Genomic DNA, 20,031 nt, shown 5'->3' with positions numbered 1-20,031 from the left:
GATGGACCCGCGCGGCCATCGCGCGCGGGTGGATGCTCGCAGTGTAAGTCGGTAGGAAGCTATTCGATAGCCTCGTACGGAAGCCCGACGTAATTTTCTGCAATGGTTTTTTGCCCGGCTTGCGAACTGACGAAGTAGTCCAGTTCCGAGGCGCTGATGCGTTGGCTGAACTCATCGTGCTCGTCAAAGCGATGCAGCATCGACGTCATCCACCAGGAAAACCGTTCGGCTTTCCACACCCGGCGCAGGCAGATCTCCGAGTATTTTTCCAGCAGATCGGTGCGATCTTCGCGATAGACCTTGAGCAGGATATTGAATAGCGTGCTGACATCGCTGGCGGCCAAGTTCAAGCCTTTGGCGCCAGTGGGCGGGACGATATGGGCGGCATCGCCGACGAGAAACATGCGCCCGTACTGCATCGGCTCGACGACAAAGCTGCGCAGCGGCGCGATGCTTTTTTCGATCGAAGGGCCGGTCACCAGTTTTTCCGCGAGGGCATCCGGCAAGCGTTTTTTCAGTTCATCCCAGAAACGCTGATCGCTCCAGTCATCGACGTTTTCATCCGCCGGCACTTGCAGGTAATAGCGGGTGCGCGTGGCCGAACGCATGCTGCACAAGGCGAAGCCGCGCTCGTGGCGGGCGTAGACCAGTTCGTCGTGGACCGGCGGCGTGTCGGCGAGAATGCCCAGCCAGCCGAACGGGTAGACCCGCTCGAAAATCTTCAGGCAATCGGCAGGAATCGACTGCCGAGCGACGCCATGGAAACCATCGCAACCGGCGATGTAATCGCAATCGACGCGCCAGCTTTCACCGTCCTTTTCGAAGGTGACAAACGCTTCGTCGCTTTTCATGCCGTGGGGAACGACATTGCTCGCTTGATAAATTGTTGGCGCGCCGGCCTCCCGACGAGCGGCCATCAGGTCGCGGGTGACTTCAGTCTGGCCGTAGACCATTACGGTTTTGCCGCCGGTCAGTGCGTGCAGGTCGATGTGCACCTGACGCCCATCCAGCGCCAGATCGAAGCCGTCATGAACCAGGCCTTCAGCGTCCATCCGCTGACCGACGCCGGCCTGACGCAGCAGCTCTACCATGCCTTGTTCAAGCACGCCGGCGCGGATACGCCCGAGAATATAATCGGGCGTCTGGCGTTCGAGGATAAGCGTGTCGATGCCAGCGTTGTGCAGCAACTGGCCGAGGAGCAGTCCGGAAGGACCGGCGCCGATAATGGCGACTTGGGTTTTCAGGGTTTTCATTGTTTTTATGACTCGCAAGCTTCACGCAGCAATTGCCGTGAATGATTTTATGGATCGAGTGCTTGCATTTTTCCCTTGCGGGTCTGTCAATTGAAGGTGAAAACTGAGCCGATACCTGTACATTCTGCCAATCGGTGCGATTATCGCCCATAAACCCGAGGCCTGGATTGAAGTATGAACAAGCCTGCCCTGCCTTCGATTCCGGTGTTCAAGCTCTACGGTGAAAGCCTGGACTGGCCGACCCCGGACTTGCTGCACTGTGAAACCATTTCCTCGCGCAGTCGCGAACACCATTGGGAAATCAAACCCCACCGCCACGCGGATCTGTGCCAGCTGCTGTTTGTTTACAAAGGTAAGGCAGAGCTTGAAATCGAAGGCCAGCGCACGCAGCTCGAGACGCCAGCGATTCAGGTGCTGCCACCGTTATCGGTGCACGGGTTTCGCTTTTCCGAGGATGTTGAAGGCTTCATCGTTACTTTGGCCACGCCGCTGATCAACCATTTGCAGGCGCAGCTGGGCGACTCGGTACACGCCTTGGCCCGCGCGGAAAACTACCCGGCCGGCAAGGATGGCGATTATCTGAACAGCCTGTTTTCAGCGTTGCAGGCCGAGTACAACGGCCATCAACCGGCGCGGGAAATGCTCATGCATTCGCTGGTCAGTGTGATCATGGTCTGGGTCAGCCGCCAGGCAATCGTCCGCCACAAGGCCAGCCAACGGCCGCAACGCCAGCGCGAATACCTCAACGGTTTCATTCAATTGGTGGAAGAGACTTACCGCCAGCACGTCAAGGTCGAAGACCTCGCCCATCGACTGGGCATCTCCGTGTCGCACCTCAACGGCACCTGCCGTGAACTGGCCGGGCAACCGGCGTTGCAGATCATGCACGAGCGCCAATTGCTGGAAGCCAAGCGGCTGCTGACCTACACCAGCATGACGATTTACGAGATGTCGGAGTTGTTGGGATTTTCCGATCCGACCAACTTCACGCGCCTCTTCCGTCGCCGCGTGGGAATTTCGCCAAAGGCATTCCGCGACCGTTTGAAGGCCGAACAACAACACTGAGAACACCGCCAGCCCCTGTGGGAGCGAGCCTGCTCGCGAATATGGTCTTTCATTCAGCATCCTGGTTGACTGACACACCGCATTCGCGAGCAGGCTCGCTCCCACAGGGGATGCATTCCAGGCCAGTCTTGTCAGCGCAATGCGTTCAGCGTGGCATTGTGCGGAATACACCGCTCATAGTTGCAGCTCGCATACTCGCGCGGCAGCTGACGCAACTGCTCGACCCGCCAGGCAGCGGTGCCGTACAGCGCCAGCGTCGCGGCGCAGGTGATGAAAATGGCGGCGTATCTTTTTGTTTTGATGTTCATGGCGTGCGACCTCTGAACGTCTACCTTGCGGTATTACTTTGAGCATAGGTCAGGCAGGCGCAGCTGCAAGCTTTAAGCGGCAAGCGGCAAGCTGTCACGACGCGGTCAGCTTGGCGCTTGTGGCTTGAGGCTCGCAGCTTCATCCCACGCGGGATTTTCGGGAAAGCGCCGAACCAGAAAGTCGAGCATGCTGCGCAGTGCCGCCGGCATGTGTTTGCGTGAGGCGTACACCGCGTAGATATTCATCTGGCGCGGTTCTGCGTGTGGCAGCAAACGCAGCAGTTCGCCGTTGTGAATATGCACGCCAGCCTGGTAGGTCGGCAGCATCGCCACGCCCGCGCCGGCCAGAGTTGCGCGCAGGAGGGTGCTGGCCTCGTTGGCGCTGATATTGCCCTGCACCGGTACCGAAACCGGTTCGCCATCCTCTTCGAAATGCCAAAGGCTCTTGCCGAAATAGGAATGGGTCAGGCAGTTATGTTGGCTCAAATCCTCAACCGTCTGCGGCGCCGGATGCTCAAGCAGATAAGCCGACGCTGCGCAGACCACCGAGCGGCACACGGTCAGGCGTCGGGCGATCAGATTCGGATCAAGATCATTGCTGGTGCGAATCGCCAGATCGATGCGTTCATCGACCAGATTCACCGTGCGGTCGAGCATCTGCAGATCGATACTCACGCCTGGGTAAAGCTTGACGTATGCCGCGACCGCATCGGCCAGTTGCGCCTGCCCGAACGAGGTGCTGACACTGATCCGCAGCAGTCCGCGCGGCGCGTCATGGGGTTCGCTGACGGCGGCCTGCATGTCCTGCGACAGCTCGATCATTTGCCGACAACGCGGGAGGATTTCACTGCCGGCGGCGGTCAGGCTCAGTTTGCGCGTGGTGCGGTGCATCAGCCGCGCGCCGACCCAGTCTTCCAGCTCCGCCAGATAGCGCGACACCACCGGCCGCGACAGGTCGAGGTGATCGGCCGCCGCCGACTGACTGCCCAAATCGACCACCGTGACAAATACCCGCATTGCTTGAAGCCGATCCATGATTTGCCCGCTTTCAGAAACAAACTATGTCCAAGCATCGCATTTTTTGTACTGAGTCTGGCAACTAAGCTCTGTTGCATCGCCAGACTGGCATTCGAAACTCGGAGCAACAAATGATCGGCTTCACCCCTTTCAAACGCGTTCTGCTCGCCGCAACATTTTTCGGCTTTGCCGCCCACGCATCCGCTGCCGAGCTGAGCCTCGATGTCTACAATCCGGGCACTCAGGCGATTTTCCCGGTCAGCTCGGTGCTGGTCAGCGGTGAGAAAGAAGCGATTCTGGTCGACGCGCAATTCGGCAAATCCCAGGCCGAGCAGGTGGTGGAGAAGATCCGCGCCAGCGGCAAGCAGTTGACCACCATCTACATCAGCCACGGTGACCCGGATTACTACTTCGGCCTCGACACCCTGACCCAAGCATTCCCGCAGGCGAAAGTGCTGGCTTCGCAGCCGACCGTCGATCACATCAAGCACACCGTCGACGGCAAACTGGCCTACTGGGGGCCGAAAATGGGCGCCGACGTTCCGGCGAAAACCATTGTCCCTGAAGTGCTCAAGGGCGACAGCCTGACCCTCGAAGGCAAGCAGTTGCAGGTGATCGGCCTCGATGGCAAGCAGCCGGATCGCAGCTTCGTATGGATCCCGTCGCTCAAAGCAGTGGTCGGTGGCGTAGTGGTGGCCGAGAACATTCATGTGTGGATGGCCGACACCCAGACCGCGCAATCCCACGCCGATTGGCTGCACACTCTGCACACCATCGAAAGCCTGAAACCGCAAACCGTGGTGCCCGGCCATTACCTGGGCGACAGCAGCCGCTCGCTGGCCAGCGTGAAATTCACCGCTGATTACATCAAGGCCTTCGATGCCGAAACCGCCAAGGCCAAAGACTCCGCTGCACTGATCGCGGCGATGAAAAAGCGCTACCCGCAACTCGGCGAAGAAAGTTCGCTGGAGCTCAGCGCAAAAGTCGCCAAGGGCGAGATGCAGTGGTAAGCCGAACCTGAACACGCAGCATTTTCAAGCCAACTGGAGAATGTCATGAGCAAGATCGCAATCATTGGTGCCACTGGCCGTGCCGGTAGCCAACTGCTGGAAGAAGCCCTGCGTCGCGGCCACAGCGTCACCGCCATCGCCCGCGATACCTCAAAGGTCGGTGATCGCGCCGGTGTCGTCAGCAAGAGCCTCGACGTGCTGGATTCGGCGGCGCTGCAAGCGGCGGTGGCCGGTCACGACGTGGTGATCAGCGCAGCGCATTTCGCCACCGTCCCGGCCTCGGCGATTGTCGGACCGGTGAAGCAGGCGGGCGTGAAGCGCTTGCTGGTGGTCGGCGGCGCCGGTTCGCTGTTGCTGCCGGACGATACGCGGGTGATCGACAGCGCCGGTTTCCCTGCTGAATACAAAGCCGAGGCGAGCGCAGGGGCGGCGTTTCTGGAAGCGTTGCGTCAGGAGCAGGAACTGGACTGGACTTTCCTGTCGCCGTCGGCAGAGTTTGTCGAGGGTCAGCGCAGCGGCACATTCCGGGTGGGCAAGGATCATCTGTTGGTCAGCGCCGAAGGGCGTAGCTGGATCACCTTTGCCGATTACGCGATTGCGCTGATCGACGAAGTGGAAACGCCGAAGCATTTGCGGCAGCGTTATACCGTCGGTTACTAAGGCCGGGCAAAGTTTCAATGTGGGAGCGAGCCTGCTCGCGAAGGCGGCATATCAGTCAACATTCATGCTCAATGAACGACCGCATTCGCGAGCAGGCTCGCTCCCACAGGTGAGTGCAGATTTTCAGCGAGACCAGGCCTGTTCGACCAACCAGTCCATCAATTGCTGAAGAGGCGCACAAGGTTCCGCGTCCTGCGGCACCACCACGTAATACGCCAACCCCGTCTTCACCTTCAACGCAAACGGCATCACCAGCCGTCCTGCGTCCAGATCATCGCCAATCAGCGACCAGTCCCCAATTGCCACGCCCGTGCCATGGGAGGCCATCGACATCGCCTGATCCAGCGTTTCGAAATGCTGGCCGCTGCTCAGATTGGCCAGTTGCAAACCCGCCGCATCGAGCCACACCGACCAGTCCTGGATGTCGTGGGTCGGGTGCAATAACAGATGATTCTGCAAGTCCCTGGGTGAATTGAGCGCCGGGGAGCCTTTGAGCAATTGCGGCGAGCAGACCGGTGTCAGTTGCTCGTCGAACAGATGCAGCGCGCCTGGCGAATGGTCCGGCGGCGGGCCGTAGATCACCGCGGCATCGAATGGCTCGCGCTGAAAATCCACGCCGTGTTGCAGCGAGGCCGTCAACTTCACCGGCACGTCCGGGCGTTCCTTCTGCCATTGCAGCAGACGCGGCAGCAGCCAGCGCATCACGCAGCTCGGGGCCTTGAGTTGCAAGGTTTGCCGCGTCCGGCCGATCTGCTCGGTCGCCTCGCTGATCAGCCCGAAGACCTTCTCCACCTGCGGTAGCCATTCGCCTCCTTCGGCCGTCAGCGCCAGCCCTCGTGCCAAACGAATGAACAACGGATAGCCAAGCTGTTCTTCCAGCCCGGCGATCTGCCGGCTCACCGCGCCCTGAGTGATGTGCAACTGCTCGGCGGCGCGAGTGAAATTGCAGCATTGCGCGGTGATCCAGAACGTATGCAGAGCGGGCAGGGGAGGCAGGCGTTTCATGGCGATCCGAGGTATGACGTGAGGACATGGCTAGTATGACTATTAATCGATTGTTGCCGCTAGGTGTGCGCCGTTCCAATGGCCCCATGTGCAGACCTTGTGGGAGCGGGCTTGCTCGCGAATGCGGTGGGTCAGTTATCTCGTCGCTGTTTGACACACCGCTTTCGCGAGCAAGCCCGCTCCCACAGGGGATCTGCGTTTCACCGAACGAAAAGGGCAATCAACATGGCAACGTGCGGCGAAGTATTGGTCAAGCTGTTGGAGAATTACGCGGTCGAGCAGGTGTTCGGCATTCCCGGTGTGCACACCGTTGAGCTGTACCGAGGCCTCGCGCGTTCAAGCATCAACCACGTCACGCCTCGTCATGAACAGGGCGCCGGGTTCATGGCTGACGGCTACGCGCGCACCAGCGGCAAACCCGGTGTGTGTTTCATCATCACCGGCCCGGGCATGACCAATATCACCACGGCCATGGGCCAGGCTTACGCCGATTCGATTCCGATGCTGGTGATTTCCAGCGTGCAGTCGCGCAGTCAGTTGGGCGGTGGGCGCGGCAAGTTGCATGAACTGCCGAACCAGAGCGCACTGGTCGGCGGCGTCGCAGCGTTCTCGCACACGCTGATGTCCGCTGCCGAACTGCCGGTGGTGCTTGCTCGCGCTTTCGCGCTGTTCCAGGCCGGGCGACCGCGTCCGGTGCACATCGAAATTCCGTTGGACGTGCTGGTGGAAGAGGCCGATGAGTTGCTCGCCAGCCTGCCGGTGAATATCGATCGCGCCGGCGCCGCACCGGCTGCCGTGGCCCGCATGAGCGAACTGCTCGCCACGGCGCAACGTCCACTGATTCTCGCCGGCGGCGGTGCTATCGACGCAGCGCCCCAGCTGACCCCACTCGCCGAACTGCTCGACGCTCCAGTGGCGCTGACCATCAATGCCAAAGGCATGCTGCCGACCAGTCATCCGTTGTTGATCGGTTCGACGCAGAGCCTGGTTGCCACCCGCGCACTGGTCGCTGAAGCCGACGTGGTGCTGGCGATCGGCACCGAGCTGGCCGAGACCGATTACGACGTGACCTTCGCCGGCGGCTTCGAGATTCCCGGCAAGCTGCTGCGCATCGACATCGATGCCGATCAGACCGTGCGCAACTACCCGCCGCACATCGCACTGGTCGCTGATTCGCGCAACGCCGCGCAAGCATTGCTCAGCGCCTTGTCGCACCAACCGCTGGCCGAGCGCCGCAATGATTGGGGCCAGGTCCGCGCCGCGCGTCTGCGTAATGAATTGGCGGCGAGCTGGGATGCACCAACGCTGGCGCAGACGCGTTTGCTCGAAACCGTGCTGCACGAATTGCCCGAAGCGGTGTTCGTCGGCGATTCCACGCAACCGGTGTACACCGGCAACCTCACGTTCAACCCCGAGCGTCCGCGTCGCTGGTTCAACGCATCCACCGGTTACGGCACCCTCGGCTATGCGTTGCCGGCGGCGATTGGTGCGTGGCTCGGCGGCCAACTCGATAACGGCGCGCGACCGCCAGTGGTGTGCCTGATCGGCGACGGCGGCTTGCAATTCACCCTGCCGGAACTGGCCAGCGCCGTTGAAGCACGGGTGCCGGTGATCGTGCTGCTGTGGAATAACCAGGGTTACGAGGAGATCAAAAAGTACATGGTCAACCGCGCCATCGAACCGGTCGGCGTGGACATCTACACCCCGGACTTCGTCGCCGTGGCCAAGGGCCTCGGCTGCGCCGCGCAAGCCATCAGCAGCATCGACGAATTGTGCGCAGCGTTGCGTAAGACGACGGACCGGCAAGGCCCGACACTGATTGAAATCGACCAGAACCAGTGGATGCAGGCGGTGGCCCAATGATCAGTTTTCCAACCACACTCGACGGGCTCTACATCAACGGTCAGTGGTCGGCGGGGGGCGAACATCTACGGGTGATCAACCCCGCTACCGAAGCGCTGCTGACCACCGTCAACGGCGGTGACGAACACGCCGTCGATCAAGCGATCAGCGCGGCGACCGAGGCGTTCAAACACTGGTCGAAAACCACCGGCGCCGAGCGCGCTGTGATCCTGCGCAACATCGCAAACGGCGTGCGCAACGGTCGCGATCACTTGATGAACCTGCAGTCGAGCAACAATGGCAAACCGCAGTTCGAAGCGGCCATCGATGTCGATGACGTGATCGCTACTTTCGACTATTACGCCGAGCTCGCCGAAGGCCTCGACGTCGGTCAGGACAGTAATGTGCCGCTGCCCAGCGAAGATTTCAGCGCACGCTTGCGACGTGAGCCATGCGGCGTGGTCGGGCTGATCGTGCCGTGGAATTTCCCCATGGTCACCACCGCGTGGAAACTGGCGCCAGCGCTGGCCGCCGGTTGCTGCGTGGTGCTGAAACCTTCTGAGGTGACACCGCTGCCGGAGCTGGAACTGGCGGCGATCATCGCTGAATCCGGTTTGCCCGACGGCGTGTTCAATCTGGTCTGCGGCACCGGTCTGGCGGTGGGCGCGCCGTTGTCGGCCGATCCGCGCATCGCCAAGATCTCCTTTACTGGCAGCAATGCGGTTGGCGTGCAGGTGATGCAACGCGCTGCCGAAACCGTGAAGGGTGTGAGCATGGAGCTGGGTGGCAAATCGTCTTTGCTGGTGCTGGCGGATGCCGATCTGCAACTGGCGGTGGAACTGGCCTGTGGCGGCGCGTTCTTCAACGCCGGGCAGATGTGCTCGGCCACCAGTCGCGTGCTCGTCGCTGAGGAATTGATGGATGAGTTTCTCCAGCGTCTGCAAACACGCGCAGAGGCGATCCGAGTCGCTGATCCGTTTGATGCGGATGTGGAGATGGGCGCGCTGGTCAATCAGGCACAGTACCAGCGGGTGCTTGGGCATATCGATCGCGGCCTGAGTGCGGGGGCGCGTTTGCTCTGTGGCGGCAATCGTCCGGCGCATTTGCCGCGCGGTTATTTTCTGCAACCGACGGTGTTCACCGACGTACCGCTGGACAGCGCGTTATGGCGTGAAGAGATTTTCGGCCCGGTGGTGTGTGTGCGCGGTTTCGCCAGTGAGAGCGAGGCGATTGCGCTGGCCAACGACACGCAGTTCGGCCTGGTCGAGAGTGTGGTGACACGCGATGCTGCAACGGCGGATCGCGTGGCCAATGCGTTGCAGGCGGGGCTGGTGTGGATCAATGCTCCGCAGGTGATTTTCCCGCAGGCGGCGTGGGGTGGTTACAAGCAGAGCAGTGTCGGTCGTGAGCTGGGGCCTTGGGGGTTGGCGGCGTTTCAGGAGATCAAGCATGTGATCCGCGCGGTCTGATCATAGATATGTAGCGCCTGGACTGACCCCTTCGCGAGCAGGCTCGCTCCCACATTGGAATGCATTTCCCTGTGGGAGCGAGCCTGCTCGCGAAAGCGCCATAAGCCCCACTTCAGATTCCGGATCAGACAGAAAGCCGCAACCGCGCCAGATCCCGCAACGGCGGTGCGCCAAACAGGCGGCTGTACTCACGGCTGAATTGCGACGGACTTTCATACCCCACGCGATACCCCGCCGCCGAGGCTTCCAGCCCTTCGGTCAGCATCAGGCGCCGCGCTTCCTGCAGGCGCAGTTGCTTCTGGTACTGCAACGGACTCATCGCGGTCATCGCCTTGAAACGATGATGCAGCGTCGACACGCTAAGGTTCACCTCCCGGGCCAGATCATCGATGCGCAGCGGCTGTTCGAAATTGCCGTTGAGCCATTTGATCGCCTGGCTGATGCGATGGCTCTGGCTGTTGGCAATCGCAATCTCATACAAACGATGACCCTGCGGGCTGCGCAGCAAGCGGTAGAGAATCTCCCGGCGAATCAGCGGCGCAAGCATGGCGATGTCTTTCGGCGCGTCGAGCAGCCGCGCCAGACGCAGCACCGCGTCAAGCATGGCGCTGTCGATTTTTTCCACGTACAGCCCACGTCCGGTCGGCCGTGTCGGTACGCCCATCGGGCCGGCATCGGCGATCAGCGCGGTGATTTCGGTCGGATCAATGTCGAGGCGCACGGCGAGGATCGGTTCCTCTGGCGAGACGTTGACCACGCGCCCGCTGAGCGGCATCGAAACCGACACCACCAGATAATTCAGCGGGTCGTAATTGAAGAACTCGTCGGCCAGGCGCACCTCTTTTCGCCCCTGCGCCATGATGCACAGTGCCGGCTGCGCGAGCACCGGGGCAAAGTCATGGGACTGGGTGTGGCGCGACATCACCAGCGAACCGATGGCGGTCTGGTAGCTGCCATCGTCGCTGGTGTTGCGGCGGATGATCGCCGCCAGCTCCGCACGCTGCTTTTCCATGTCGGCGCTGGGTTCGGCTTGAAAACGATCAAATGACGTCATGCACGGCATCCTCGGCAAGTGAGGGGGGAATGCAGCAGAGCATATGTTTGTGCAAGCAGCGGCGGTAGACACATTCTGCCAAATGCTTGCCTGATTCTGCACCGCGCCGTTCCCGAACGTCGCCGAGATGCCCGACCGTAGGAGCTGCCGAAGGCTGCGATCTTTTGATTTTTGTTTTTCAGATCAAAAGATCGCAGCCTTCGGCGGCTTCTACAGGGCAGCGGTGGCGGCTGGGGTTTTGGCAAGTCTCGCAGGATTGTGCAACGCGAAGGCAGGAATCGACTAACGGCGCGGCGGCCCCGGCCCTTAATCTTTGCTCCAGTCGCAGCCCGTCCCCCGGCTGCCACGCGATTTCATGGAGGGTTGATCATGTCCAAGCAGATGCCTGTCAGTCATATGGCCTTCGTTCGCGCCCAGGCCGGGCGTTCAGCGGAACTCGGCGTGCGCCTGAGCGCATTGATCGAAGTCTCGCGCGCGGCGCCCGGTTGCCTGAGTTTCTCGTTGCAACAATCGCAGTGCGACGCCGACCTGTGGCTGGTCAGCGGCTACTGGAGCAGTCAGCAAATGATGACCGCGTATTTCAACAGTCCGTCGATGGAAGTCTTCGCCGAGCTGGTCCAGGACCTGGTGGTCAACAGCCTCGACTTCCACACCTTCAAGGACGTTTCCGCCGCGCAGGCCCTCGGTCAATGTTCGGCGCCGATACACAAACTCGCCGGTTGAGGGTTTAATGTCCGGCTTATTTGATTGAGCCAGGATCCGCGACATGGCACGTAAAGAGTTTGAACGCTTCGAAGCAGTCTCCGCAGTCGTCCCCGTTGAGCTGGGCGGTAACAAGGGTTATTACGCGGCCATCGCGGTCAAGGCCCTGGTCGATGGCGGCGCACCACGCTTTCACAAATTGCTCGATGAGCAGGTGTTTCCCGGCGCCATCGCTGCCGATGAAGCGGCAATCAATGAGCTGGACAAGCTCAAGGGCGTCACTGATGACGCCGAGCTGATCTGGTAATTATTTCTGCGCCCCGGGGCGCCACATCTTGAACAGAGCCTCAGGCCCCAGCTGGAAATAATCCGCCGGACCGCCGCCGCGCAGAATCGGTTGTGCGGCGGCGGTGTCGTAGATGCCATCCTTGAGCAGCCATTTGGCGATGTGCACCGCAACCACCTCACCGAGGATCAGCCAGCTCGGTACGGTTTCGCCATCGGCGCGTTGCAGCTGGATGATCTGCGTGACTTTGCACTCGAAGGACACCGGGCTTTCGGCGACCCGAGGTACAGAAATCACCTTTGATGCCACGGTGGTCAGCCCCGCCAGTTCAAACTCGTTGACCTCAGGCGCGACCATCGCGCAGCTCTGGTTCATCTGCTCGGCCAACGGGCGTGTGGCGAGGTTCCAGACGAATTCGCCGGTCTGTTCGATGTTGTTCAGACTGTCTTTGCGCCCGACGCTGGAAAAACCAATGATCGGCGGCACGTAGTTGAAGGCGTTGAAGAAACTGTACGGCGCGAGATTGAGTCGGCCTTCGGCATCCTGCGAGGAAATCCAGCCGATGGGCCGCGGGCCGACGATGGCGTTGAACGGATCGTGAGGCAGGCCATGGCCGTTGGCGGGTTCGTAGAAGTGGATGTCATCGGACATGGGGGCGGATTCCTAGGCTGTATTCGGATGCAGCCATAGTGCAAGGACCCAGCGCATATTTCCAGCCAGACGCGAGACCCCGTAGGGTTCGTGGCAGGACACAGATTTTGTGGCCTGCCAGCGAAGTAGCCCTATCAGTCAGTCACGATCCGCGAATGCTTCTGGGTGTCTTTCATGGTGATGTACACCAGCAGCGACACGGCAATGCACGCAGTGACGTACCAGTAGTAACCCGTTTCCATGCCGATGCTCTTGAACCACAGCGCGATGTATTCGGCGGTGCCGCCGAAGATCGACACGGTCAGTGCGTACGGCAGGCCGACGCCCAGGGCGCGGATTTCGGTCGGGAACAGTTCGGCTTTGACCACCGCGTTGATCGAGGTGTAGCCGCTGACAATGATCAGCGCCGCCATGATCAGGAAGAACGCGCCCCACCAGGTCTGGATGGTATGCAGGGTCATCAGGATCGGCACGGTGAAGATCGTACCGAGCACGCCAAACGCGATCAGGATCGGGCGCCGGCCGATCTTGTCCGACAGGCCACCGATGATCGGTTGCAGGCACATGAACAGGAACAGCGTGGCGGCGGAAATGGTGGTCGAGTCGGAGATGCTCATGCCGACCGTGTTCACCAGGTATTTCTGCATGTAGGTGGTGTACGTGTAGAACGCCAGGGTGCCGCCCATGGTCAGGCCGACCACGGTCAACAGCTCTTTCGGATGGCGCATCAAGGTGCGCATCGCGCTTTCCTTGGACTTCTCTTTCTTGGTGAACGACTCGGTTTCTTCCATGCCGCGACGCAGATACAGCGCCACCACTGCACACAGCGCGCCGATGGCGAACGGGATACGCCAGCCCCACGCGTACAGCTGTTCGGTGGTCAGCATGTTTTGCAGCACGATCAATACGCCGAGGGCGATGAGCTGGCCGGAGATCAGCGTCACGTACTGGAAGCTGGAGAAGAAGCCGCGACGCTCCTTGGTCGCCATCTCCGACAGATAAGTCGCCGAGGTGCCGTATTCGCCGCCAACCGACAGGCCTTGCAGCAGGCGGGCGAACACCAGCAGGATCGGCGCGCCGATGCCGATGGTTTCATAGTTCGGGCTCAGGGCGATCAGCAGCGAGCCGAAGCACATCAGGTACACCGAGGCCATCAGCGCTTTCTTGCGCCCGACCTTGTCGGCGTACATGCCCATCAGCCAGCCACCGATCGGGCGCATCAGGAAGCCCACGGCGAAGATCGCTGCGGTGTTCATCAGTTGCGCAGTGGTGGAACCGGCGGGGAAGAAGGTCTTGGCGAAGTACAGGGAGAAGGCAGCGTAGACATACCAGTCGTACCACTCGACCATGTTGCCGACAGAGCCGCTGAAGATCGATTTGATCCGGCTGGCGGTGGTTCTCGGTTTGGCCGGCACGGCAGCCGACCCAAGGGGCAGGGCGTTGGAGTTATCCATTGAAGGATCCTTCGTTTAATTGTTTTTGTGGAGCGCGTCGGAACGCAGCCTGCCAGGGCTATAGCAGGAGGTGTGCCAAGGGGCGGAGCGCCGGACTAGAGGGGGTGGCGGGGAGGAGTGAGCGGTTTTGTGCCGACTGATTGGGCTGCGTGAGCGGATTTCCGCTTATCGCGTGAAGATCAAAAGCCCCTCACCCTAGCCCTCTCTCAGAGGGAGAGGTGACTGACCGAGGTGTTCTTGTGGGTGTGATCGTTCCCACGCTCTGCGTGGGAATGCCTCAACGGACGCTCCGCGTTCGGCTTCGCAGGGGACGCAGAGCGTCCCGGGCTGCATTCCCACGCGGAGCGTGGGAATGATCAATCTCTGCATCACTCCGCCAGAAACATCTCCCGACTCAACCCATGCCGCTGCATCTTTTCATTGAACGTGCGGCGCGGCAGTTGCAGTTCTTCGAGCACGGCTTTGACATCACCTTTGTGCCGGGTCAGCGCCGCGCGCAGGCATTGTGCTTCGAAGGCTTCCTGCTGCGCCGCCAGCGACTGGCCCGGATCAATCGCCGCCACCGGCTCATCCAGGCCCAACACCTGACGTTCGGCGACGTTGGCCAGTTCGCGCACATTGCCCGGCCAGTCATGGCTGAGCAGATGGCTTAGTTGCGCGCCTGTCAGCGGTGGAAACGTTCGGCCCAAACGTTGCGCGGCGTTCTGGGCAAAGGTTTCGAACAGCAATGGAATGTCTTCCCGGCGATCGCGCAGCGGCGGCAGGCGCAGTTCGGCGACGTTCAGGCGATACGCCAGGTCTTCACGAAAGCGCCCGGCGCGGGCTTCGTCGAGCAGGTCCGGTTTGGTCGCCGCGACAATGCGCAAATCGACGCGAATGCTCTGGTTCGAACCCAGCCGTTCAAGCTTTTGCTCCTGCAAGACCCGCAGCAGTTTCACTTGCTGCGCCAGCGGCATGCTTTCAATCTCGTCGAGAAACAGCGTGCCGCCATCGGCGTATTCCAGCTTGCCGATGCGCTTGCCGGAAGCGCCGGTAAACGCACCGCTCTCATGGCCGAACAGCTCGGCCTCGAACAGTTGCTCCGGAATCGCCGCGCAGTTCAGCGCCACGAACGGTTTGCCGGCGCGCGGGCCGAAATCATGCAGGCAACGCGCGACCAGTTCCTTGCCGCTGCCGGTTTCGCCACGAATCAGCACGTTGACCGGCAACGTCGCCAGATCCAGCACCTGCCGACGCAACGTCTGCAAGCCCCGAGATACGCCCAGCAACGTCGCATCGAGCTTCGCGCGGTTGTCGGCCAGTTCGTGCAGGGCGCGGTTTTCCAGGACCAGGCGGCGTTTGTCCAGCGCCCGGCGCAGGCTGCCGAGCAGGGTTTCCGGGCTGAACGGTTTTTCCAGAAAGTCGTAGGCGCCGTCGCGCATGGCTTCGACCGCCATCGGCACGTCGCCATGGCCGGTGAGCAGAATCACCGGCAGATCGGCGTCGCGCTTTTGCACTTCGGCGAGCAGTTGCAAGCCGTCCATGCCGGGCATGCGCACGTCGCTGAGGATCACCCCGGCAAAATGTTCCGGGAGCGCGGCGAGGCATTCTTCGGCGCGGCTGAACAGCTGCACTTCGAACCCCGACAGGCTCAGCCACTGTTCGACGGCGTCGCGAATGCTGCTTTCGTCGTCGACCACCATTACCGAATTGAGCATCAGATGTGTGCCTCCAGATCGATTGGCAGGGTCAGGCTGAACACCGCGCCGTGGTCGCCATTCTCGGCGCTCAGGCGGCCGCCGGATTCATGCACGATGGCGAAGGATACTGCCAGCCCCAGGCCCAGACCATCGCCCACCGGTTTGGTGGTGAAGAACGGATCGAACACCTGACCCAGATGTTCCTCGGCAATGCCGCCGCCGTTGTCGCTGACGCTGAGCCGCCACAATTGCTCGTCCGCCTCGAGACGAATTTCCAGGCGCTTGCAGGCTTTGCCCTGCATCGCGTCCAGCGCATTGCGCAGCAGATTGATCAACACCTGTTCCAGACGAATCGCATCACCGCGCACCCACGCCGGACGCGCCAGATGCAACACAAGGCTGACTTGTTCGTCACGCAGGCGCGCATCGAGCAGTTGCAGCGACTGATCGACCACCGTCGCCAGATCCAGACGTTCGCGCAGGCCGCTCGGGCTTTTGCGGGCGAACGTCTTGAGGTGGCCGGTGAGGGCAGCCATGCGCGTGAGCATGTCGTCTACCGGTTTCAGCGCTTTGTAGGCGTCTTCGACGCGGCCATGTTCGAGCAGCAGGCGCAAGGTTGCCAGTTGCATGCGCTGGGCGGTCAGCGGTTGATTGATTTCGTGGGCCAGTGCGGCGGACATCTGCCCCAGCGCGGCGAGTTTGGCCGACTGCACCAGACCTTCCTGCGCGGTGCGCAAGTCGCGGGTGCGCTCCTCGACCAGACGCTCGAGTTCTTCGCGATTGCGCTGGCGGACCTTGGCCAGCCGCCAGCGCTGATTGAGAAACAGCAACAGGAACACCAGCGCCAGCCACACACCGGCGGCGGCCAGCGCGGCGTTGCGCAAATCTTCGAAGGCGACTTGCGGGCGGCGCAGCAGATGCAGGGTCCAGCCTTCGGTGGTCAGTGGTAGCGACTCCCAAAGATAGTCGGCAGTGCCGTCCGGGCCTTCGACCCGGCGCAAGTCGCTGTTGTCATCGAAGCGCCGTAGCGGCAAATGGGTCAGCGGCACCAGTGATTGCTTGTCGTACTGACGGGTGGTTTTGATTTCGGCCAGATCGCTGGCGCTCAACGGTCGCAAGGCGCGATAACGCCAGCCCGGTTGATTGGCGATGAAGATGATCCCGCGCGCATCACTGACCAGCAGCGTATCGCTGCCCTGGCTCCATTCGCGTTCCAGCTCCGGGAATTCCAGTTTGACCACCATTGCACCGAGGAACTCGTCGTTGTCCCCGAGCACTGCGCTGGAAAGGAAATAACCGGGAATCCCACTGGTCACGCCTACCGCGTAAAAACGCCCGGTGCCTTGGGTGCGGGTCTGGCTGAAGTAAGGACGAAAACCGTAATTGTGCCCGACGTAACTGCTGGGCAAGCGCCAGTTGCTGGCGGCCACGGCCAGACCGGTGCGATCGAGCAGTTCAAGGGTCGAGGACTGCGCCGCACCGTTGATCTTTTCCAGCTTCAGATTCAATGCCGCTTGCTGCGCAGTATCGACCGGCCCGGTCAGCGCCGAACGCAATTGCGGGTCCAGCGCCAGCACGGCGGGCAGCGCGCGATAGCGATCGATCAGGGTGTGCAATGAGTTGGCGTACAGCCCCAGTTGCTGATTGGCGCGGGCGGCGTCTTCTTCCAGCGCCTGACGTTCGGCATGGCGCATGGCGAGCGTCGCGGCCACGACCGTGCCGGCGATGATCAGCAGGGTGTACAACGACAGACGCAGGGTACGGGAAGTCGGCAACATGCTCGGTGCTGGGTCGGCAGAACGGGCGGGCACGATAGCATGGGCCGAGGTGGCCCGGCGTGCTGTACACGCCGGCCGTGTCTGCTAAACAGCTGTCTCCCGCACCTGACGTCGATGCACAAGGTTCGACCGCGGTTTGGCAACGGGCCTGGTTCTCGGTTCGGCAGCGATCGACTGTTCCAATTGTTGCAAGCGGTCGGTTACGCCGTCGGCTTCGCTGGGCTCTTCAACCAGCTGCTTTGCCGTTTCCAATGCCTGGTCGATCGCCTCGAACGGATCAATACCGCTCCTCACCAGCTTCATGATTTCCCGTTGTTTTTCGCCGGACAGTACGTCCAACTGGTTGTAGAACATGTCCTGAAGACGTTGCGGATAGCTGCTGAGGGTTTCGGTGAAGCGTTTGATACCGTTGAGCAGTGTGCTGGCGTCATCCGCCAGATCGCTCGCTCCATCCATCACCTTCTGCGCAAGGTCTGCTCCGGACTGCACGGCGTCGCTGATCGCTTGGGCGCCATCGTTCAGTTCTTCGGTATGCATGACTTCAGTGAGCTTCAGACCCTTTTTGAAAAAGTAATACCGCATGACCGGAATGGCGATGGCGCCTATCACGCCGCCCACGAGGCCCCCTATAAAACCGCCACCCAGAGCACCGGCCGCCGCGCCAGCCGGCAAGCCGAGCAAACCACCGATAACGCCACCCACTGGCGTGCCGACCGCTGCGCCAAATCTGCCGCCTTTGTAAATCGATCTCAGCCCATAGCGGGAAAAAATGAATTTTCGAAATGTCAGGTTTTCACGCGCATCGTCGATCGCTGCGCCTTCAGGGATGAGTGCGTCGAACTTGGTGGCGAACTCATGCAGTTGACTGATCGAATCGCTGACGTTTTTCGTCATGCCTACCAGTCCGCGCAGGCTGTTTGCCAAAGATTTCATGTAGCCTGACGTGTCGACGTAGAGCAGCGGATTGTTCGACACCATCGCATAGAGATTCAACCCATCCACATCCCCGGCCGGATCGGCGCTGACCCAGCGCTGTAACCACGGCGCGTAATAACGTGCGCCGTAATAATACAGACCGCTGGCATCCATCTCCTTGCCGGAGTAACGGATGAAGCGATACACGGTTTCCGATTCCGGCTTCATCCATGCGGTTTCGCCGAACGGGTAATAGCCTTCTGCGCTGGTGACGTCAGCCTTTTCATCCAGCTCCATCACGCAAGAGCCGAGATGGTCCTGGAGGGTGTAGCGCAGTTGGTTGTTGGCGACAGGTGGAGTCGTTACCCAATGCAGACAGCGCGCGTTGCCGAGGCTGATGACATGCAGTTCTTCGCCGTTGTCTCTGGTGCGGATTTCCAGGCCGGGCAGATAACGCACCTGATGGAAGTGATTGGCACCGGGAGCGAAGGTTTCGTGACGCTTGAACACCCGCACGCCTTGGCTGTATCGGTAGTGTTCAGCGTCGTTGGCGCTGTCTTTGCGCAGGACCAGATCGATATGTTCAAGCTCGTCGCGGCCGTTCCAGTGCAATGACGGACCGTGGTGCAGCCTGCGTTGATTGCCGTGCGGGTCGAACCAGGCGCCGAAGTCCGGCGGCTCGTCGCCTGTTTCCCAGCGCACGCCGCGGTTGCTTTTGTCGTCGATGCACAGCGTTCGGGTACGACTATTGCCGTCGCGCTGATGACGCAACTCGGTCAGGTTGCCGCCATCGTCATAGGTATACGTCTGGGTGTAGTTGAGGCGGTTTCGTTCGTCAGGCGGTTGCGGCAGGCCGGGGATGTCTGGGGGCAGGGCATCGTCATGGCCGGTGGCGCGGATCAACCGGTACAAGGAGTCGTAGCTGAATTCACGGTGCCCGTCGACCCGCTGATTGGCGAACCAGACGGGCTCGAAGGCGTGGTCTTCGATCCGGGTGATATTGCCGACGCGGTCGTAGAAATATTCCAGATCCTGCAACCTCGGCTGATCGGGTTTCTGACTTGTCCGTGTGCGCAGGCGACCATCTGCCGGGTCATACGTCCACTGGCTGAGCACTTCGTTACCGTCCAGCTGCGAGATGATCTGATCGTTGGCGTTGTACTGCACGTCCAGCAACACCTGCGTGACTTTCGTCTTGACCTCCAGCTCCACTTGTTTGAGCTGCCCGGCAAGTCCGTAACGAGATGCTCTGCGGTGTCCGCCGGCATCGATCTGTTCCAGCACAGCGCCGAGTGGGCTGAACACCTGATGGCTGGTGAACGCTGCGTCATCATGAAAGGTCCGCTTTTCCACCAGCAGTTGCCCGGTGAGAGCATAACTGGTGATGTCCAGCGAACCTGAAGAATCTGTCTGTCGGATCAACTGCCCGCGCAGGTTGGAGTCTGGTTTAGCCGAGCCAGGGGCATAGGTGAAAGTATCGAGCTGACTATCGCCGTTTGCGGTGAGCTCTAGCTGCACCACGCGCAGTTGCTCGTCAAAGGTCGATTGCCAGCAGTGGCCGCGCTCGTCCCAGCGCTGCCGAGGCTCCCCGGCCAGTCCCGGCAGTACCAGGCGCCAGCCACTGTCGACACTGTCGATTTTCAACGGATCGCCGTTAAGCGAGTAGAGGGTGGTGAGATTGGGTTCAGATAAGCGCGGATCCCGTTTCGCGACCAGGCGTGCGGCAGCGTCATGAGTCTGGCAGGTGATCAGGCGTTCAACCTTTCCACTCGTCGTTGCACGCAGATAGTCAACCTGCCTGACAATCAATGTCCGAGGATCTCTGACCTGCACACTGGGGGTATGGAAATGCGTTGATCTGTTCATGGCCAATGTGCTCAGGA

At 61.0% G+C, this 20,031-nt stretch carries 17 protein-coding genes; 7 read left to right on the top strand and 10 right to left on the bottom strand.

The features are described from left to right. Positions 1 to 59 precede the first annotated feature (59 nt). A complete protein-coding gene (pobA, locus tag ACZ0AZ_RS02835; protein WP_463538681.1) occupies positions 60 to 1,253 on the bottom strand; it encodes a 4-hydroxybenzoate 3-monooxygenase in 1,194 nt (397 codons plus the stop codon). Positions 1,254 to 1,427: 174 nt separating this feature from the next. Between pobA and ACZ0AZ_RS02830 the strand changes: the two genes are divergently transcribed. Continuing rightward, positions 1,428 to 2,318 carry a helix-turn-helix domain-containing protein gene (locus tag ACZ0AZ_RS02830; protein ID WP_463538680.1) on the top strand — a complete coding sequence of 297 codons (891 nt, stop codon included), beginning with the start codon at positions 1,428 to 1,430 and terminating at the stop codon, positions 2,316 to 2,318. A 131-nt stretch (positions 2,319 to 2,449) separates the two neighbouring features. On the opposite strand, the gene ACZ0AZ_RS02825 is transcribed toward ACZ0AZ_RS02830, so the two are convergent. Then, the gene (locus ACZ0AZ_RS02825; RefSeq protein WP_016773438.1) at positions 2,450 to 2,626 is read right to left on the bottom strand and encodes a hypothetical protein; all 177 of its coding nucleotides are present in this window, start codon (positions 2,624 to 2,626) and stop codon (positions 2,450 to 2,452) included. A 105-nt stretch (positions 2,627 to 2,731) separates the two neighbouring features. Beyond that, the gene (locus tag ACZ0AZ_RS02820) at positions 2,732 to 3,661 is read right to left on the bottom strand and encodes a LysR family transcriptional regulator (protein ID WP_463538679.1); all 930 of its coding nucleotides are present in this window, start codon (positions 3,659 to 3,661) and stop codon (positions 2,732 to 2,734) included. 113 nt (positions 3,662 to 3,774) lie between these two features. Here ACZ0AZ_RS02820 and ACZ0AZ_RS02815 point away from each other — a divergent pair, with 113 nt between their 5' ends. After that, positions 3,775 to 4,653: an MBL fold metallo-hydrolase gene (locus tag ACZ0AZ_RS02815; protein WP_039758277.1), complete on the top strand. Its 879-nt coding sequence runs from the start codon at positions 3,775 to 3,777 to the stop codon at positions 4,651 to 4,653. Between the two features lie 45 nt (positions 4,654 to 4,698). Then, a complete protein-coding gene (locus tag ACZ0AZ_RS02810) occupies positions 4,699 to 5,313 on the top strand; it encodes an NAD(P)-dependent oxidoreductase (protein WP_463538678.1) in 615 nt (204 codons plus the stop codon). A gap of 123 nt (positions 5,314 to 5,436) precedes the next feature. On the opposite strand, the gene ACZ0AZ_RS02805 is transcribed toward ACZ0AZ_RS02810, so the two are convergent. After that, positions 5,437 to 6,318, bottom strand: a complete 882-nt coding sequence (locus tag ACZ0AZ_RS02805; RefSeq protein WP_463538677.1) for a LysR substrate-binding domain-containing protein — start codon at positions 6,316 to 6,318, stop codon at positions 5,437 to 5,439. A 225-nt stretch (positions 6,319 to 6,543) separates the two neighbouring features. Here ACZ0AZ_RS02805 and ACZ0AZ_RS02800 point away from each other — a divergent pair, with 225 nt between their 5' ends. Continuing rightward, complete coding sequence (locus ACZ0AZ_RS02800) at positions 6,544 to 8,181, top strand: 5-guanidino-2-oxopentanoate decarboxylase (RefSeq protein ID WP_463538676.1); 1,638 nt, start codon at positions 6,544 to 6,546, stop codon at positions 8,179 to 8,181. Continuing rightward, positions 8,178 to 9,629 carry an aldehyde dehydrogenase family protein gene (locus ACZ0AZ_RS02795; RefSeq protein WP_463538675.1) on the top strand — a complete coding sequence of 484 codons (1,452 nt, stop codon included), beginning with the start codon at positions 8,178 to 8,180 and terminating at the stop codon, positions 9,627 to 9,629. Before ACZ0AZ_RS02800 ends, ACZ0AZ_RS02795 begins: the two co-directional genes overlap by 4 nt. 124 nt (positions 9,630 to 9,753) lie before the next feature. Here the strand turns inward: ACZ0AZ_RS02795 and ACZ0AZ_RS02790 are convergent, their stop codons facing one another. Next, on the bottom strand, positions 9,754 to 10,683 hold the full coding sequence (locus ACZ0AZ_RS02790) for an AraC family transcriptional regulator (RefSeq protein WP_016773445.1): 930 nt from the start codon (positions 10,681 to 10,683) through the stop codon (positions 9,754 to 9,756). 369 nt (positions 10,684 to 11,052) lie between these two features. Here ACZ0AZ_RS02790 and ACZ0AZ_RS02785 point away from each other — a divergent pair, with 369 nt between their 5' ends. Together ACZ0AZ_RS02785 and ACZ0AZ_RS02780 are read left to right on the top strand one after the other, a co-directional pair. Next, positions 11,053 to 11,406 (top strand): putative quinol monooxygenase, encoded by a 354-nt coding sequence (locus ACZ0AZ_RS02785; protein WP_463538674.1) that lies wholly within the window; start codon positions 11,053 to 11,055, stop codon positions 11,404 to 11,406. Between the two features lie 43 nt (positions 11,407 to 11,449). Then, a complete protein-coding gene (locus tag ACZ0AZ_RS02780) occupies positions 11,450 to 11,692 on the top strand; it encodes a hypothetical protein (RefSeq protein ID WP_039758265.1) in 243 nt (80 codons plus the stop codon). Here the strand turns inward: ACZ0AZ_RS02780 and ACZ0AZ_RS02775 are convergent, their stop codons facing one another. The 5 genes from ACZ0AZ_RS02775 to ACZ0AZ_RS02755 all read right to left on the bottom strand — a co-directional run bounded on the left by ACZ0AZ_RS02775 (position 11,693) and on the right by ACZ0AZ_RS02755 (position 20,014). Further along, on the bottom strand, positions 11,693 to 12,322 hold the full coding sequence (locus ACZ0AZ_RS02775; RefSeq protein WP_415761663.1) for a flavin reductase family protein: 630 nt from the start codon (positions 12,320 to 12,322) through the stop codon (positions 11,693 to 11,695). Positions 12,323 to 12,456: 134 nt separating this feature from the next. Next, a complete protein-coding gene (locus tag ACZ0AZ_RS02770; RefSeq protein WP_024014128.1) occupies positions 12,457 to 13,776 on the bottom strand; it encodes an MFS transporter in 1,320 nt (439 codons plus the stop codon). A 368-nt stretch (positions 13,777 to 14,144) separates the two neighbouring features. Further along, positions 14,145 to 15,473 (bottom strand): sigma-54-dependent transcriptional regulator, encoded by a 1,329-nt coding sequence (locus ACZ0AZ_RS02765; protein ID WP_129997542.1) that lies wholly within the window; start codon positions 15,471 to 15,473, stop codon positions 14,145 to 14,147. Then, a complete protein-coding gene (locus ACZ0AZ_RS02760; RefSeq protein WP_463538673.1) occupies positions 15,473 to 17,233 on the bottom strand; it encodes an ATP-binding protein in 1,761 nt (586 codons plus the stop codon). Before ACZ0AZ_RS02760 ends, ACZ0AZ_RS02765 begins: the two co-directional genes overlap by 1 nt. Positions 17,234 to 17,317: 84 nt before the next feature. Further along, positions 17,318 to 20,014, bottom strand: a complete 2,697-nt coding sequence (locus tag ACZ0AZ_RS02755) for an RHS repeat domain-containing protein (RefSeq protein ID WP_463538672.1) — start codon at positions 20,012 to 20,014, stop codon at positions 17,318 to 17,320. Between the last annotated feature and the right edge of the window lie 17 nt (positions 20,015 to 20,031).

It is taken from the genome of Pseudomonas sp. AC239 (assembly GCF_979258545.1).
Note: the sequence above shows the minus strand (reverse complement) of the source record. Positions and strands in the feature narration are given on the sequence as shown.